The organism is Halomicrobium sp. HArcht3-1 (assembly GCF_058933345.1).
In genome coordinates, this window is sequence record NZ_JBZYDM010000004.1 from 253,515 (window position 1) to 269,729 (window position 16,215).

Annotated in this window: 18 protein-coding genes and 1 tRNA gene; 11 read left to right on the plus strand and 8 right to left on the minus strand. The window is 64.8% G+C overall.

All coding sequences use genetic code 11. The features are described 5' to 3' along the window. The first annotated feature begins 19 nt into the window (after positions 1–19). Positions 20–1,168 carry a Gfo/Idh/MocA family protein gene (locus AC5FRW_RS08845; RefSeq protein WP_493568079.1) on the plus strand — a complete coding sequence of 383 codons (1,149 nt, stop codon included), beginning with the start codon at positions 20–22 and terminating at the stop codon, positions 1,166–1,168. Between the two features lie 73 nt (positions 1,169–1,241). Further along, positions 1,242–2,489, plus strand: a complete 1,248-nt coding sequence (locus AC5FRW_RS08850) for a Gfo/Idh/MocA family protein (protein ID WP_493568080.1) — start codon at positions 1,242–1,244, stop codon at positions 2,487–2,489. 204 nt (positions 2,490–2,693) lie between these two features. Here the strand turns inward: AC5FRW_RS08850 and AC5FRW_RS08855 are convergent, their stop codons facing one another. Next, complete coding sequence (locus tag AC5FRW_RS08855; RefSeq protein ID WP_493568081.1) at positions 2,694–3,179, minus strand: DUF6653 family protein; 486 nt, start codon at positions 3,177–3,179, stop codon at positions 2,694–2,696. 463 nt (positions 3,180–3,642) lie between these two features. On the opposite strand from AC5FRW_RS08855, the gene AC5FRW_RS08860 reads away from it, so the two are divergent. After that, entirely contained in the window at positions 3,643–4,926 is a 1,284-nt protein-coding gene (locus AC5FRW_RS08860; protein ID WP_493568082.1) for a TIGR00341 family protein, read from the plus strand. Between the two features lie 65 nt (positions 4,927–4,991). After that, the gene (locus AC5FRW_RS08865; RefSeq protein WP_493568083.1) at positions 4,992–5,747 is read left to right on the plus strand and encodes an SIMPL domain-containing protein; all 756 of its coding nucleotides are present in this window, start codon (positions 4,992–4,994) and stop codon (positions 5,745–5,747) included. 32 nt (positions 5,748–5,779) lie between these two features. Here the strand turns inward: AC5FRW_RS08865 and AC5FRW_RS08870 are convergent, their stop codons facing one another. Continuing rightward, on the minus strand, positions 5,780–6,448 hold the full coding sequence (locus tag AC5FRW_RS08870; protein WP_493568084.1) for a DUF7119 family protein: 669 nt from the start codon (positions 6,446–6,448) through the stop codon (positions 5,780–5,782). Between the two features lie 393 nt (positions 6,449–6,841). Further along, positions 6,842–6,997 (minus strand): DUF8595 family protein, encoded by a 156-nt coding sequence (locus AC5FRW_RS08875; RefSeq protein ID WP_493568247.1) that lies wholly within the window; start codon positions 6,995–6,997, stop codon positions 6,842–6,844. 266 nt (positions 6,998–7,263) lie between these two features. Here AC5FRW_RS08875 and AC5FRW_RS08880 point away from each other — a divergent pair, with 266 nt between their 5' ends. The 7 genes from AC5FRW_RS08880 (at position 7,264) to AC5FRW_RS08910 (ending at position 12,325) form a co-directional block, all read left to right on the plus strand. Beyond that, on the plus strand, positions 7,264–7,602 hold the full coding sequence (locus tag AC5FRW_RS08880; RefSeq protein ID WP_493568085.1) for a DUF8134 family protein: 339 nt from the start codon (positions 7,264–7,266) through the stop codon (positions 7,600–7,602). A 94-nt stretch (positions 7,603–7,696) separates the two neighbouring features. After that, on the plus strand, positions 7,697–9,469 hold the full coding sequence (locus tag AC5FRW_RS08885) for a nitrite/sulfite reductase (RefSeq protein WP_493568086.1): 1,773 nt from the start codon (positions 7,697–7,699) through the stop codon (positions 9,467–9,469). A 692-nt stretch (positions 9,470–10,161) separates the two neighbouring features. After that, positions 10,162–10,446 (plus strand): DUF6360 family protein, encoded by a 285-nt coding sequence (locus AC5FRW_RS08890; RefSeq protein ID WP_493568087.1) that lies wholly within the window; start codon positions 10,162–10,164, stop codon positions 10,444–10,446. Positions 10,447–10,526: 80 nt separating this feature from the next. Next, on the plus strand, positions 10,527–10,829 hold the full coding sequence (locus tag AC5FRW_RS08895) for a CPCC family cysteine-rich protein (RefSeq protein ID WP_493568088.1): 303 nt from the start codon (positions 10,527–10,529) through the stop codon (positions 10,827–10,829). A 126-nt stretch (positions 10,830–10,955) separates the two neighbouring features. Continuing rightward, positions 10,956–11,795, plus strand: a complete 840-nt coding sequence (locus AC5FRW_RS08900) for an aldo/keto reductase (RefSeq protein ID WP_493568089.1) — start codon at positions 10,956–10,958, stop codon at positions 11,793–11,795. A 30-nt stretch (positions 11,796–11,825) separates the two neighbouring features. Continuing rightward, positions 11,826–12,017, plus strand: a complete 192-nt coding sequence (locus AC5FRW_RS08905) for a hypothetical protein (RefSeq protein WP_493568090.1) — start codon at positions 11,826–11,828, stop codon at positions 12,015–12,017. A gap of 50 nt (positions 12,018–12,067) precedes the next feature. Beyond that, entirely contained in the window at positions 12,068–12,325 is a 258-nt protein-coding gene (locus AC5FRW_RS08910; protein ID WP_493568091.1) for a hypothetical protein, read from the plus strand. A 247-nt stretch (positions 12,326–12,572) separates the two neighbouring features. Here AC5FRW_RS08910 and AC5FRW_RS08915 read toward each other — a convergent pair. From AC5FRW_RS08915 to AC5FRW_RS08935, 5 genes are all read right to left on the minus strand, one after another. Continuing rightward, positions 12,573–12,644 (minus strand) — tRNA-Ala (locus AC5FRW_RS08915). Between the two features lie 137 nt (positions 12,645–12,781). Then, positions 12,782–13,093: a 30S ribosomal protein S10 gene (gene rpsJ, locus AC5FRW_RS08920; RefSeq protein WP_493568092.1), complete on the minus strand. Its 312-nt coding sequence runs from the start codon at positions 13,091–13,093 to the stop codon at positions 12,782–12,784. A gap of 3 nt (positions 13,094–13,096) precedes the next feature. Further along, positions 13,097–14,359: a translation elongation factor EF-1 subunit alpha gene (gene tuf, locus AC5FRW_RS08925; protein WP_493568093.1), complete on the minus strand. Its 1,263-nt coding sequence runs from the start codon at positions 14,357–14,359 to the stop codon at positions 13,097–13,099. A 216-nt stretch (positions 14,360–14,575) separates the two neighbouring features. Continuing rightward, a complete protein-coding gene (locus AC5FRW_RS08930) occupies positions 14,576–15,529 on the minus strand; it encodes a homoserine dehydrogenase (protein ID WP_493568094.1) in 954 nt (317 codons plus the stop codon). Further along, a complete protein-coding gene (locus AC5FRW_RS08935) occupies positions 15,526–16,059 on the minus strand; it encodes an amino acid-binding protein (RefSeq protein WP_493568095.1) in 534 nt (177 codons plus the stop codon). Before AC5FRW_RS08935 ends, AC5FRW_RS08930 begins: the two co-directional genes overlap by 4 nt. Positions 16,060–16,215: the final 156 nt, after the last annotated feature.

Sequence of the window (16,215 nt, forward strand, 5' to 3'; positions counted from 1 at the left end):
CAGCCTCGGACGACCACTTATGGATTCAGTGACAATCGGCATCATCGGCGCAGGGAATCGGGGACAGGAACACGTCGCGAAGTACGCGGCCGTCGACGACGCGACGGTCAAGGCCATCGCGGACATCGACACCGAGGCGGCCGAGGCACTGGCCGACGAGTACTCGATCCCGGACGTGTACGGTGACTTCGAGGAGCTGCTCGCAGACCCCGAAATCGACGCGGTCAACATCTGTGTCCACAACAATCTCCACGAACCGATGGCCGTCGCGGCCTTCGAGGCCGACAAGCACGTCTTCTGTGAGAAGCCACTGGCAGGGAGCTACATCGACGCCAAACGCATCGTCGACGCCGCCGAGGACGCGGGCAAACTGCTCGCGGTCCAGAACCTCCAACTGTTGACACCCGAGACGCAGGCCACGAAGACCTTCATCGAGTCGGGGGACCTCGGCGATGTGTCGTTCGCTCGCTCGGTGTACTCTCGCCGACGAGGCCGGCCCTACGTCGACGGCTACGGCACGCCCGCCTTCGTCTCGAAGGAATCCGCCGGCGGCGGTCCCGTCTTCGACATCGGGGTCTACGAGATCGGTCGACTGCTGTACCTGCTGGACAACCCCGCGGTCGAGCGCGTCAACGGACAGGTCTTCGACTACACCGAGGACAGCCTGAGTGAGGATCTGACCGGTGACAACGCCGACCTCTATCAGGAACGCCTCGACGAATCGGGCCACGACGTAGAGGACGCCGGCACCGGCGCGGCCCGACTGGCGGACGGCTCACGGCTCGAAGTCCGGGCCGCGTGGCACGCCTATCAGCCGGACGAGCGTACCGTCGTCAGCGGCAGCAAGGGCGGCATCGCGCTGGACCCCCTCGAACTGTTGACGACGATGAACGACTACGAGACGACCGTCGAGATCGACGTGGACGGCTTCGAGACCCGCCACGGGCTGATCCGGGGCGACAGCGGCTACGAGGTCGACGAGCGCCCGAATCAGTACGATCACTTCGTCGCCGCTATCCGCGGGGAAGTCGAGCAAATTCCGACCGACGAGATCGCCCTGAACTCGATGCTCGTCATGGAAGGCATCTACCTCTCTGACGAACTCGGTCGCGAAGTCACCGCCGAGGAAGTGGCCGACCACTCCGTCTCGCGCTCGATCGACCTGTAGGACCGCCGACGAACGGCCACTTGGGTGCCCGCTCGAACGCAACTTTTTGTCGACCGGGACTGTACCGTGTGCTATGCCAACAGACAGACTGGGTGTCGGGTTCGTCGGTGCTGGCTTCATCACACGGGAGTTCCACGCGGCGACGTTCGAGCGCATCCGCGACGCGGACGTGACGGGCGTGATGAACCCCACCGTCAGCAAGGCCGAAGACGTGGCCGACGCCTGCCGCGAGGCGGGCAGTGGCGACCCAATCGCGACCGGGGACGTACGCGACTTGGTCGCCCACGAGGACGTGGATGCGGTGTGGGTCACCTCGCCCAACCACACCCGGGTCGAGACGGTCGAAGCCATCGTCGAGGAACTCGAACAGGGCGGAGCCGAGTTGTCGGGCATCGCCATGGAGAAGCCCCTCGCTCGCACGGTCGGCGAAGCCCAGCAAATCGTCGACCTCGTGGACGGGACGGACCTCAACCACGCCTACCTCGAAAATCAGGTATACATGCCCGGCGTCGACCGGATGAAGGAACTACTCTGGGACTCCGCCGAAGGCGCGGGCAGGCCGTACCTCGCACGCTCGGCGGAGGAACACGCCGGTCCCCACTCGTCGTGGTTCTGGGACCCCGAGCGACAGGGCGGTGGCGTCCTCTCTGATATGATGTGTCACTCCCACAAGGTCAACAGACACCTCCTCAGCCGGCCCGGCGAGGACGATCTGGAACCGATCGCAGTGACCTGTGACATCTCGACGCTGAAGTGGGGTCGCGAGGACTACACCGCCGAACTGGCCGACGAGTACGACGTGGACTACCACGGCTCGCCCGGCGAGGACTACGCTTCTGCGAGCGTGTTCTACGAGACACCCGAGGGCGACCTCGTCGTCGGCGAGGCAACGAACTCCTGGTGTTTCGTCGGCTCTGGCCTGCGCATCACCATCGAACTGCTCGGGCCGGAGTACTCGGGGACGATCAACACGCTCGAATCCGGGACGGACGTGTTCTTCTCGGATCGGGCCGCGGAGGGCGCGGGCTACGTCGTCGAGAAGCAGGCCGCAGACCGCGGGAAGATGCCCGTCCTGCCACAGGAGGGCGCGACCTACGGCTACGTAGACCAGAACGAACACGTCGTTTCGGCCTTCCGGGCCGGCGAGCACGCACGGGAGGACCTCCACGACGGACTGGAGGTGGCGAAACTGGTGGCGGCCTCGTACCTCGCGGCCGAACGCGGCGAGCGCGTCGACTTCGACGATGCCGATCTCTCGGAGTACGTCCCCGAACCCGCTCGTGGGGAGTTCGAGGCAGGTCCAGCGGGCATCGAGCGGTAAGCGAGCCAACGCCCGCTGGACTGTCGGTGCAAACGGGCATCGAGCGGTGAGCGAGCCAACGCCCGCTGGACTGTCGGTGCAAACGGGCATCGAGCGGTGAGCGAGCCAACGCCCGCTGGACTGTCGGTGCAAACGGGCATCGAGCGGTAAGCGAGCCAACGCCCGCTGGACTGTCGGTGCAAACGGGCATCGAGCGGGAGCAGTTCAGGACCGCTGGTCCCAGGCCGGCACGTCCTCGGGGAACCGCTCGCGATTGCGCTCGTAGTAGCGGGCGACGAAGCCGACGAAGGCGAACTTCGACGCCATCGAGCAGGCAGTACAGAGGACGGTCCGAAGCGGGCGCTGGCGATAGGCACAGTACACCGCGTAGGCCGTCACCGGTCCGTTGACGTAGTTCAGCAGGTCGATCGCCTGGCGGCCCTCTTTGTGATTGTAGTACATCCGCTCGCCCAGCACGACCCGGGTCATCCACGCGTCGGCGTCCTCCGGCGGCGAGAACAGGACGGGGTTGACGACGGTGAACGCGAGGACGGCGGCAACGACGCGGGGTCGTCGCGCGTAGATCCCGCACATCAACATCGGGAGCGTGACGACGCGTGACCAGCCACTCCACGGGTTCGCGTGGCGCTGCCAGGCCCACGTTCCGAGACGAGCGCGCACCGAGTCGTCCGTGTCGCTTGCCGCCTGCATCACGTTGTCATTTCAGTGGCGCGTTCTTGGCTCTTTGCCCGAGCGACCCCGCAGTGTTCAGAGAAGCAACCTCAGTCTCAGACTTGCAGACACCGAAAGCCCTCGGCCCGCTCGGTGGTTCTGTGGCGGATATCCTCACTTCGTTCGGATAGTGCCGCTGCAGAACCACCGACCGCGCCTCGCCCTTTCATCCGCCAGGACCCGGCTGTTCGGCCGTCTAAACCCTGGTTGATGAAAGGGCGAGCGTTGCGTGGCGGCTGCGCCGCCACGTTATAGCCGGCCGGTGGAACCGGCCGGCCCTTGCGGGAACCCCGGCGACGCAAGCACCCACTGGAGCGCAGCGAGCCGCGGGACCGCAACACGCGAGGGCTTTCGGTGGCTTGTTGCGACCACTCCTGGTCTCTTATCTGAACACTACCAGCGACCCCACCGTCTTTTGCCGGTCGCGCTCACAGAGGGGGACGTGCGACTCGTACAGGTGACGATACCGGCGGGAAAGCGCGAGACGATCCTCCGGGCGCTGGACGACGAGGGGATCGACTACGTCGTCAGCGACGAGACGAGCGGTCGCGAGTACACCGGTGTCGCGTACTTCCCGTTGCCAAACGAGGCCGTCGAGCCGGTTCTCGAACGGCTGCGTGAGGTCGGCGTCGACGAGGACGGGTATACGGTGATCGTGGAGGCCAACACCGTCGTTTCGCGTCGGTTCGAGGAACTGCAGGAGCGCTACGCCGAGGAGGAAGACGAGGACCGGATCGCCCGCGAAGAGCTGACCGCCCGCGCAGGGGACCTGGCTCCGGCGCTGTCGACGTACGTCATCATGACCGTCGTCAGCGCCGTGATCGCCACCGCCGGACTCTTGCTCGATTCGCCAGCGGTCGTCGTCGGCTCGATGGTGATCGCGCCGTTGATCGGGCCGGCGATGGCGACGAGTGTCGGCACCGTCGTCGACGACCACGACATGTTCCGCCGTGGGGTCAAACTGCAGGTGCTGGGGCTGGTGGTCGCAGTCGCCAGCGCGGGATTCTTTGCTTTCTTCATTCGCTCGGTCCACCTGATCCCGCCGCTCACGGACGTGACGACGGTCCCAGAGATCCGCGAGCGTATCGCGCCCGACTTCCTCTCGCTCGTGGTCGCGATCGGCGCGGGCGTCGCGGGCGTGATCAGCCTTTCGACCGGTGTCTCGACGGCGCTCGTCGGCGTGATGATCGCCGTCGCGTTGATTCCGCCCGCCGCGACCGTCGGCATCGGACTGGCGTGGGGCCAGCCGCTGGTGTCGCTCGGTTCGGCGATCCTCCTGCTGGTGAACGTCCTCTCGATCAACCTCGCGGCGCTCGTCGTGCTGTGGTACAAGGGCTATCGACCGAGTCAGTGGTTTCGGACCGACGACGCTCAGAGTGCGACGATCACGCGCATCGGTGTCTTGTTCTCGGCAATCGTCCTGCTGTCGGTCTTTCTCGGCGGCGTCACGCTCGATTCGTTCGAGCGAGCCACTACCGAACAGGAGCTGCGAACCGGGGCCGAGGAGATCGTCGTCGAGGCTGGCGCGACGGTGGTCGCCATCGATGTCGAACACACCAACACGGCCGTCTTCCAGCAGCCCAGTTCCGTCGTCGTCACCGTCGGCGTTCCACCGGACGACCCACCGCCCGACATCACCGGGGAACTGGACGCGATGGCCGATCGAATCGCCGGCCGGAACGTCGATACCGAGGTTCGATTCGTCACCGTCGAGCACGCCCAGTAGATCGTTCAAAACATGCTTTGACCGTCCACGAGGGCTTTTAGGATGGGTGCTGTCGGTGACAGTGTATGCGACGCACACTTCCGATCGTCGCCGTGTTCGCCGTACTGCTCGCTCTCAGCGGCTGTACGGGCGCGCTCGGCGCAGATGGCAATCCAAGTTCGGCAGCGCCACAGCAACCGTCAGTAGATAGCAACAGAACCGTCGACGTCTCCGCGAGCGGCGCGGTCAGCGCCCAGCCCAATCAGGCGGTCGTGCGCGTCGGCGTCGAAGCGACGGGTCCCGACGCCGCGACGGCACGTCAGCGACTCGCCGCGAACGTGACGACGCTTCGCGACGCCCTCAAGGAGATCGATGGTGCGACGGTGACGACCAGCGGGTACGACATCCGCGAGGACTACCGCCGACCGCGCGAGGAAGGGGAAGACCCCCAGACCCGCTACATCGCCCGCCAGCGATTCGAGATCACGATCAACGACACCGACGACGCCGGCACGGTGATCGACACGGCCGTCGCCAACGGTGCGACCCGCGTCGACGGCGTCCAGTTCACGCTCTCGGCCGACCGCCGTGACGAACTCGAAGAGAAAGCTCTGACGGCCGCGATGGATCGCGCCCGGACGAAAGCGACGACGGTGGCCGAGAGTGCGAACCTGACCGTCGACAGCGCCCGGAAGATCACGACCGTCGAGCGCCGCTACGGTGGCTACGAACTCGCCGCGACCGAGACCGCTACGGCCAGCGATGCCAGTACGACTATCGACACCGGATCGGTCACCGTCTCGGCACAGGTCCACGTCACCTACGAGGCAAGCGACGAGTAACGGCTCTCACACGCCGTCCCGTGCGCCCAGTCTCAGTCCAGCCGTCCGTCCAGCAGTTCGCTGACGACCTCGCCGGGTGACCGGCCGTCGATCGCTGCCCGGCGGCGCAGTTCTCGGTACACCTCGGGATCGAGTTCGAGCGATAGCTCTCCGAGGCGCACCCCCTCGGCTTCGAGTGCGCGTGCGACCGACTGGCCGTTGTTCACGTCACTGGCGACCGAGCGGACCTGCCGGACTGTCATGTCGTGGTCGAGGATCGCCCAGGCCAACTGGAGGCGTGCCTCGCCCCCGACGCGGGCGATGTGCTTGGCCGCCGTCGGCGCGATGTGACCCATCGCGACGTGACGGCGGATCGAGTTCGGGAGGTCGTGTACCCGGGACCACTTGCGGATAAAAGAGACGGTGGCGTCACCGCCCGCGCGCTCGGCGGCGGCCTTGTACGATCCCTCGCCCCGGACCAGCGCCGCACAGGCGGCCGCTCCCCGTAGCATGTAGACGTTGTCGTCGGCACCGGCGGTGTTCTCTGAGAAGGCGCGCACTGTCCGAGCGGCGAGTTCGAGGCTCTCCGGGTCGTCCGGGTCGAACTCGACGGCCTCCTCGGCGCGCTGACCGGTCAGTGTGGGGTCGCCCCGGATGACGGGCTTGCCCACCGGGGACTCGCGCTCGGCGTGGCTCGGGCCATCCTGGCCATCGGCAGTCATCACTTACCGTTGGGAACGATCCGATAAAAGCGTCCGGTCCGCTGTGTGTTTCCGGTACACGACAGCCCGGTCACTGACTCGTCTACTCTGGCGTTGCCACCGGGCGAAAACAGCATCGGATGCGTCGGCGTGATCAGTCGTCCACGCCGGCTCAGGTGTCGACGACCGACGAAACTGGCATCGGATGCGTCGGCGTGATCAGTCGTCCACGCCGGCTCAGGTGTCGACGACCGACGAAACTGGCATCGGATGCGTCGGCGTGATCAGTCGCCCACGCCGACTTTGGTGTCGATGCCAGACGAAACTGGCATCGGATGCGTCGGCGTGATCAGTCGCCCACACCGACTTTGGTGTCGATGCCAGACGAAACTGGCATCGGATGCGTCGGCGTGATCAGTCGTCCGCCGCGGCGTCGTCACGGTTCTCCGAGAGGTGCTCCCAGATCTCGGTGCAGCCGCATCCGTCTTCGACATCGTCGAGGTGGTCGGTTGCTGGCTCTTCTGCTCTGGCGTCTGCATCTTCACGTGAATTCTGTTGTGCGTTGGTCATTGATGATCCGTTGCGCCGCCGGGCGACGCGCTCTTTCGGTATCCACCTGTTACGCACATACCTCCTTAAAGCCGCCCTCCCCTGTAATCTTGACCAGCACTCCCGTTTGCCGGCAACCGATGCAGGTATCTTGTACGGTCTCGGCGCTGGAACGAACACTGTCATCGACACGCATGCACCGCAGTAGGGGAACGGGTTCGGTCCGATCCCGGCGAAACTTGGGGACGCCGAACGACTCAGGTGGTCGGCGAATCTAATGACATGTAATGACGACCGACGTTCACCAGCTCGACGACGGGGCCTGGATCAGCGTCAACGACTCCCGGGAGGTGAACGTCAGCGACCTGTGGTTGCTGGCAAAAAGTGACTTCTGTGGGTGTGAAACGACCGATTTCCTCGCCGAGGGGTTCGTCGACACCGGCGTCGACCACCCCAATATCGAGGCTCGCATCGCCGGGCGCTGTATCGCCTGCGGAACTGAGGGCGTCACCGACTGGCTGACAGTCGGGCGCGTCATCGACCCCGAATCCGGGGAATTCTACGGCGTCGTCCACGACAGCGTCCACATCCCGGCCGATCGCCGCCGTGTGACCGATCCCGAATAGGGGGCAACAATTTCCGGTTACGGGGAGAGGTGGGGAGCCTTGACGAGAAGGCGTGTTGTATATGGGAGCCACTCTAGGAGTGGATACACTACCGATGCCCACGAAAGTCGAGAACTGGAAGGACGAGGTGTACGGGAACGAGATCAGGGAGCATCTGCTGGAGTTCGCCGAAGAAGGCTGGGACGCGATCCCCGAGGACGAACAGGACGCCTGGTTCGAGCGCTTCAAGTGGTGGGGCCTGTACCACCAGCGCTCCGGTCAGGAGTCCTATTTCATGATGCGGATCGGGACACCCAACGGCGTCATCGAGCCGGGCCAGCTCGAAGTCATCGCCGAAGTCGCCGACAAGTACGCCCGCGGACCGGCCGAGAACCCCGAGTTCGGTGAGGCGTACTGTGACTGGACGACTCGCCAGTCGATCCAGCTTCACTGGATCAAACTCGAAGACATCCCCGAAATCTTCGAGAAGCTCGAATCTGTCGGTCTCTCTACCCAGCAGGCCTGTGGTGACTCCTGGCGGAACATCGTCGGCTGTCCCGTCGCCGGCAAGGACAAACACGAACACATCGACGCCTGGCCCGTCGCACAGGAACTCAACGAGACCTTCAAGGGTGACGACGACTACGCCAACCTCCCGCGCAAGTGGAAGGTCTCCGTGACCGGCTGTGACGAGGGCTGTGGACAGGGTGACATCAACGATCTGGCCTACGAACCCGCGGAAAAGGAGATCGACGGCGAGACGAAACTCGGCTTCAACATCCGCGTCGGTGGCGGTCTCTCCCGGAAGGAGCCACGCCTCGCCCGCGACATCGACGTGTGGGTGCCCCCAGAGAAGGCAGCCGACATCGGCCACGGCATGTCTGCACTGTTCCGCGAGTACGGCGACCGCGACGACCGCTTCAACGCCCGCATCAAGTTCCTCATGGACGAATGGGGTCCCGAGAAGATGCGCGAGGTCCTCCAGGAGGAGTTCGTCGACTTCGAACTCCACACCGCTGGCGAAGACATGCGCGACCAGTACACCTACAACGCCGGCGGCAACGAGCACGGCGACCACGTCGGCGTCCACGAACAGCCAGACGGCAACTACTACGTCGGGCTGGACGTCCTCGTCGGGCGGATGGGCGTCGACGACGTGTACGAACTCGCCGACCTCGCAAACGAGTACGGATCGGGTGAAGTCCGACTCACTCAGCGCCAGAACATCATCGTCACGGACGTGGACAGCGACCGCCTCGACGCGTTCCTCGACGAGGACCTGCTGGAGGACTACTCCCCTGACCCCCACCCGTTCATGCGTGGCTCGATCGCCTGTACGGGCACGGAGTTCTGCTCGCTGTCGATCGTCGAGACCAAGAACCGACAGGTCCGCTACGCCCGCTGGCTCAAAGAGAACGTCGAGCTTCCGGAAGGTGTCGAGGACTTCCACATCCACCTCTCGGGCTGTACCGCCTCGTGTGCCCAGCCCCAGATCGCAGACATCTCCCTGCGCGGGATGAAGACTCGCAAGGACGGCGAACCAGTCGAGGCCTTCGACATCGGTCTGGGCGGCGGTCTCGGCGAGAACCCCCAGTTCGCCGACTGGGTCGAGATGCGCGTCGCCGCCGACGAGGTCCCGGGCTACATCGAGAACCTGCTTTCGGCCTTCGAGGACCAGCGCGACGGCGAGGAGACCTTCCGCGAGTTCGTCGCCGCCCGCGACGAGGAGACGCTGCAGGATCTGGCCGATCCGGAAGAGACCAGCTACGACGACCCGTACCTGGGCAACACGAAGATGACGTGGTACCCCTACGTCGAGGACAGCGACATGCAGTCCTCGCCTGCGCCGACCGACGCCAACGACGAACCGCTCCCCTCTGACGACTAGTCGATCTCGCTTCTATCGACACTTCTTCTCTCTGTGCTCTCTCATCGGCCGCGAGCGACAGCGAGACCCACGAGCACTGAAAACCCTCGCCACGCTCGGTAGCAATCATCGGGCTCGCACTCAACAACAGCAGCGAGCACTGAAAGCCCTCGCCACGCTCGCGGTCGCTGGGCGACATATCTTCGCTCACGCTGTTCACGTGTCGCTTCGCTCCCGTTCACTTCGAGGCCCTCGCTTCGCTCGCGCCTCGCATCGCTCTGATAGGGGCCGCCCAGCGACTCCACTTCGACGCGAGACGTGGCTCGCCCTTTCATTCCGCCAGGACAGCACCACAACTGCTTCGTCACCGCGATCCGGCCTTTCCCCGTGTTCGCGCGATGGAACGCGCTCACGGCCTCTGCGGTGCGGTCAGGAAGCGTGATTCGCCCGACAGGGCGAATCCGGGGAGGAGTGGCGGACTCCCTCACGAGCGCGCTCCGTCGCGCTCGCACTGCGTCACCTGGTGGACGAACGGGCGAGGGTGTTCAGTTGTGGGTGGCAGAAACAGGTGCTGTAGAGCAGGGTGAGAGCGTTCCGTTGATGATCGCTGTTTCGACACGAGGGCGGACCGAGAGCGTTCAGCCGACTCATCGAACAGCAGTGACGCCGAGCCAGAACTCCGCGCTTAAGTCCGACGGGCGTGTGAATCCGGTATGGTCGATCGCATCATGACGGTCAACGCGTACACGACCTTCGACCTGCTGGAGGGAACAGTCGAGGGGCACGGCTTCGAGGAGTCCGCCTACACCGTTCTGAACGTCAGTACCGACACCCGAACGAATCCCGACGCCGTCGAGATTCAACTGGAGATCGACAACACCGAGATCGACGCCGTCGAGCCACACGCAGACACCGTCACGCTCACCCCAGCGCAGGCCCGCGAGATGGCCGCCGAGCTAGAGAAGTACGCCGACAAGGTCGACGCCGACGACGAGTAGGGCTGTTCTCGCGAACCGCCGGCCGGCATCGGGACGAACGATCCCATAGTTCTTTGGTGTGTCGTGACATACCGCGGGGTATGTCCACCGACTCACCCGGGAACCCGGCGTCCCGTGAACTGGGCTTTTGCCCGTGCTGTGGGTATCGGACACTCCCCGAGGGCCAGCCCGGCTCGTACGAGGTCTGTCCGGTGTGTCACTGGCTGGACGACCCGGTCCAGTTCGGCGACGACCAGTACGTCAGCGACACCAACCACGTCTCGCTCAGCGACGCGCGCGCGAATTTCGCGGAACACGGTGCCTGTCTGCCCGAGGCGGCCGATCAGACTTCGAGCCCCGACGACGCTCCCCGGGACCCCAACTGGCCCTATGCCGAGGAGTGACTCCGACACTGGCAATTTCACTTCGGTGAACGTCACTCCGGGCACGATGCTCGTCGAACGCTGCCTACCCGACGTTCTTCCCCGGCAACAAAACGATTAACACCACGTGTACTCCCTTGCTAAACGATGTCCCATCCTACCTGCCAACTCTCGAGCGGTGACGAACTCCCACTCGTCGGCGTCGGTACCTGGAATATCCACGGCGATACTGTCCGCGATTCGGTTCAGGCCGGTCTCGACGCGGGCTACAGCCACGTCGACACCGCCGAAGGGTACAAGAACGAGCGCGAGATCGGCGACGCCATCGCCGAGTACGACCGCGATGACCTCTTCTTGACCTCGAAGGTCCTCCCGAAACACCTCGACTACGAATCGGTGATCGAGTCCTGTGAGGCATCGCTCGACCGACTCGGCACGGAGTATCTCGATCTGTATCTGATCCACTGGCCCAACCCCGCCATCTCGCTGCGCGAGACACTTTCGGCCATGGCCACCCTGCACGACCGCGGCCTGATTCGCAACGTCGGCGTGTCGAACTTCAGTGCCTACCAACTCAGCGCCGCCCACCACATCAGCGACGTGCCCATCGCGGTCAATCAGATCGAGTTCCACCCCTACTTCCAGCGCCCCGACCTCGTCGAGTACTGCCGCGAGACTGACACCGTGATCGAAGCGGCCGCGCCCCTCGCCCGTACCGAGGTCTTTGACGACCCTGTCGTACAGGAGTTGGCCGACACGTACGAGAAGTCCCCCGCACAGATCGTCCTCAAGTGGGCCGTCGAGCAGGACGTGGTCGTCCTGCCGAAGTCCTCCTCGCCCGACCGCGTCCGACAGAACGCCGCGCTCTTCGACTGGGACCTCGCCCCCGAGGATCGCGAGCGCCTCGACGCGCTCGACCGCGACCAGCCCGTGTACGATCACCCCGCACGCGACTGGACTGGCGACACGTACGGTATCTCGCAGTAAGGAGAGCCATACTAACGACTCCGGTCACGAATGGAACCACCGCCACCACTCGGCCGCTGGGACTACGCCGCTGGCGCGAGCGTCGTCGTCTTGCTGACGCTGGCGTACCTGCTCGTTCCCGACCCCGTCCTCCAGTACGGCGTCTGGCTGGCAGTCTTTTGCATCTGGATGGCCTGGTTCGTCTTCTACGGGACGAAGTGGCTCTACGGTGTCGAGACCTGAACCGCGTCGGAACCCCAAGGAATAGGTACTGCTCTACTCTCCTTCCAATAATGGTCTCTGACATCGACCTCGACGGCGCCGCCGAAGATCCGCCCCTCGTCTGGCTCTCTGTCGCCGTCACCGGCCTTCTCTTCGTCGTTGCGGGCGTGCTCGCCTTCGTCGTCGATCTGGTGGGTCAGAGCGGTGCCATCCTGACTCTACTGCCGCTGGTGGCCCCACTGTTCGAACTTAGCCCGTTCGTCGCCCTCTTCGGGGCCGCCTTGTTCGTCGCCGCGATGACCGAATGGAACCCCGACCTCGACACCTGAGAACCACCGCTATCGCCTCTCTATGAGTACCACCGCCGACGGTCACCTGCTCTGCTCGGCGGATGCCGCTCTGCCCGCTCGCCGATCCGCCGAGGAAACTCCGCTATATCTCCGGTCTTCTGTGTCACTGATCACCATCTGTGCCGTGCGCTCACCATCGGGCCGTCGAGCAGGAGGGATCGCTCTGTGTGACGATGGTCTCCTGTGTGCGCTATGTCGTTGATTTCGGCGACGTCAGCAAGAGAAATGGACTCGCCGGGATTTGAACCCGGGGCCTCTTCCTTGCGAAGGAAGCGATCTGCCACTGATCTACGAGCCCTCGTCAGCCACTCAATCGCGCACTGGGATAAGTCCTGCGCGTGAGAGTGGCGTTCGGGAGGTCCTCACACAGTACGGAGCACTGTCGGACAGCCGAACGCTGGTTACAGTGCGGAAGCGAGCCGTGGTGGCCCGTGGTCAGTCTTCGAGGACGATCTCGATGGAGACGTCGTTCGGGACCTGGATCCGCATGAGCTGGCGCAGTGCTCGTTCGTCGGCGTCGATGTCGATGAGGCGCTTGTGGACGCGCATCTCCCAGTGTTCCCACGTCGCGGTCCCTTCACCGTCGGGGGACTTTCGGGTGGGAACTTCGAGCGTCTTGGTCGGCAGCGGGACCGGACCCGAGAGTTCGACGCCGGTTTTGTTCGCGATCTCGCGAACGTCACCGCAGATGTCGTCGAGGTCTTCGGGGCTGGTACCGGCCAGTCGGACGCGTGCTTGCTGGGGCATGCGTTATCGTTCGTCCACGTCGAGGACCTTACCGGCTGCGATGGTCTGACCCATGTCGCGGATGGCGAAGCTCCCGAGTTCCGGAATCTCGCCGGATGGCTCGATCGAGAGGGGCTTCTGGGGTCGGATAGTGACGACCGCGGCGTCGCCGTTCTGGATGAAGTCCGGGTTCTCTTCTGCGACCTCGCCGGAGGACGGGTCGATCTTCTGGTCGATGGACTCGATCGTACAGGCGACCTGTGCGGTGTGAGCGTGGAAGACCGGGGTGTAGCCCGCGGTGATGACGCTCGGGTGCTGCATGACGACGATCTGGGCCTGGAAGGTTTCCGCGACCGTCGGCGGGTCGTCGGCCGGGCCACAGACGTCGCCGCGGCGGATGTCGTCCTTACCGATGCCGCGGACGTTGAATCCGACGTTGTCGCCGGGTTCTGCCTTCGGGACTTCCTCGTGGTGCATCTCGACGGTTTTGACCTCGCCGCCCACGTCGCTTGGCTGGAAGGAGACGTTGTCGCCGATGTTCAGGATCCCAGTCTCGACACGACCGACGGGGACGGTACCGATGCCGTCGATGGTGTAGACGTCCTGAATCGGGAGGCGCAGCGGTGCGTCCGTCGGCGGCTCCGGCTCGGGCAGGTCGTTGAGTGCCTCGAGCAGGATGTCGCCGTCGTACCAGTCCGTGTGCTCGGACTCTTCGGCGATGTTGTCGCCCTCGAACGCCGAGATCGGGATGAAGCTGGCGTCCTCGGTGCCAAAGCGGACCTGCTTGAGCAGGTCCTCGACCTCGGAGACGACCTCCTTGTAGTCGCCCTCGTTGTAGTCGACGAGGTCCATCTTGTTGACACCGACGATGAGTTCGCCGATACCCAGCGTACGGGCCAGGAAGACGTGCTCTCGGGTCTGGGGTGCGACACCGTCGTCGGCGGCGACGACGAGGACTGCGTTGTCGGCCTGGGACGCGCCCGTGATCATGTTCTTCACGAAGTCACGGTGGCCGGGACAGTCGACGATGGTGAAGTCGTAGGCGTCCGTGCTGAACTCCTGGTGGGCGATGTCGATGGTGACACCACGCTCTCGCTCCTCGGCGAGGTTGTCCATGACGTAGGCGAACTCGAAGCCGCCCTTGCCTTTCTCTTCTGCTTCTTCTTTGTGCTGTTCGATGACGTGCTCCGGTACCGATCCTGTCTCGTACAGGAGTCGGCCGACGAGCGTGCTCTTCCCGTGGTCGACGTGGCCGATGATGGCCAGGTTCTGGTGTCGGTCGCTCATTGTTGTATCTCACGCGCAGAGGCGCTATATCGGAGTCTTTACGCGGTAGTTCATAAAACGATTTCGAAACTGTTCCTAGCCCATCCCCACGCCTTCTTGCGATTTGGCACGCGGTGACACGGGCCGCGCCCCGTCACGTCCCCGGATTGGCCGGCGTTCGTGTCGGTCGCTGGACTACTGGTGTGTCGTTGCCTGCTCGAAAAGTGGGACGCTGCGTTACCGCTCGGGCAGTCGGCCAACGTCTGCAAGCACTGCACTGGCGGTCTCGGGACCGCCCGCGCCGCGGCCCGAGATGTTGAGGCGGCCGGCGTGTTCGGTCTCCAGTTGCACGATGTTGCGCGTGCCCGAGACCGAGAGGGCGGCGTTCTCGGGGACGAGTCGTGGTCCGACGCGGACCTCGCCGTCGGCGACTTCGCCGATCAGGCGGACGGTCCGGCCGTCTTCCTGTGCGAGTTCGAGCGCGCTGCCGGGGATCGAACTGATCCCCTCGACTTCGGCGTCGTCGAGGGTGTACTCCCGGTCGCCCTGTGCGAGGACGTTAGCGACGATGACACACTTCAGGGCGGCGTCGGTCCCCTCCACGTCGAAGGTCGGGTCGGCCTCGGCCACACCGAGGTCCTGTGCCTCCGCGAGGACGTGTTCGTACCCGAGTCCTTCTGCGGCCATCCGCGAGAGGATGAAGTTCGCGGTGCCGTTGAGGACGCCGCGGGCGGCGGTGATGTGTTCGGGGTCGAAGTCGGCGATGGTCGAGAGGACGGGCATCGCGCCGCCGACGGTCGCCTCGAACAGCACCGTCCCGGCGCTCTCGCGTTCGAGTGCGCGTACGTCGGCGTAGCGTTCGGCGACCGGGCCTTTGTTCGCGAGGACGACGTGGCGGTCCCGTTCGAGTGCGGTCTCGACGTGGCCGAAGCCGGGTTGGGCGTCGCCCAGCGTCGTCGGCGTGGCCTCGACGAGGGCGTCGTACTCGCCGTCGAGGGCCGCTTCGGGCGAGTCGGTCCCGACCCTGCCCTCGTCGTCTTTGGCAGTCAGTGCGGCCGCCACGTCGATCCCGTCGGCGTCGACGACGGCGCTCGACGAGTCGGCCAGCGCGGTCACCGTGTGGCCGTAGTCGGCTGCCAGTTCCGCGACCGAGCGCCCGACTGCACCGGCACCGAGCACGGCGAGTTTCATGCGTTTCCTCCTGCCGTCAGTGGTTCGACGACGGTGAGGTCCTTCTCGGCTGCGACCGCCCGGACTGCCGCCAGTGCGTCGGCCGCCTTGCCCTCCTCGGTCGCGAGGCGGAGACGGGCACTGGAGATGTCTTCGGTGCCTTCGGGGGCCGACAGCGCCAGATCGGTCACTGTCGCCTCGGTCGTCTCCTGGATGTGTGAGAGTGTGTGCGAGAGGTCCGTGTTCACCAGATGCCCAGAGAGGATGATCGTCAGTGCTTCGCCGTAGCGTTCCGCACCTGCCTGAATGATGTTGAAGTCCGCGTCCTGCAGCGCCTCGACGATCGTCTCGAACCGCTCGGGCGTGGCCTCCAGATCCACTTCGACGGGGATGTGTCCCCGTGGCGTGATGTTGCCACGTTCGTGGAAGATAGAGAGGAGGTTGCCGCCGTTGTCGGCGATCGGATGCAGCGCCCGGAGCAACTCACCGGGCTCGTCGACCAGTTCGAGTCGGACTGTGTACGCTCGAACCTCGTCCTGCGAGTCGCTCATCGACCGCTCACCTCCTCGAGAGTGTTGCCGCTCATTGTCCAAGCACACGGACCGCGGGCTATAAGAAACCGTCCGTTCGCCGGCGTCGATCACGCGCCCGAACACCGGAACTGGACCGGGGCGAGCCCGGTAATCGGTCGTGACACAAGCCATTTC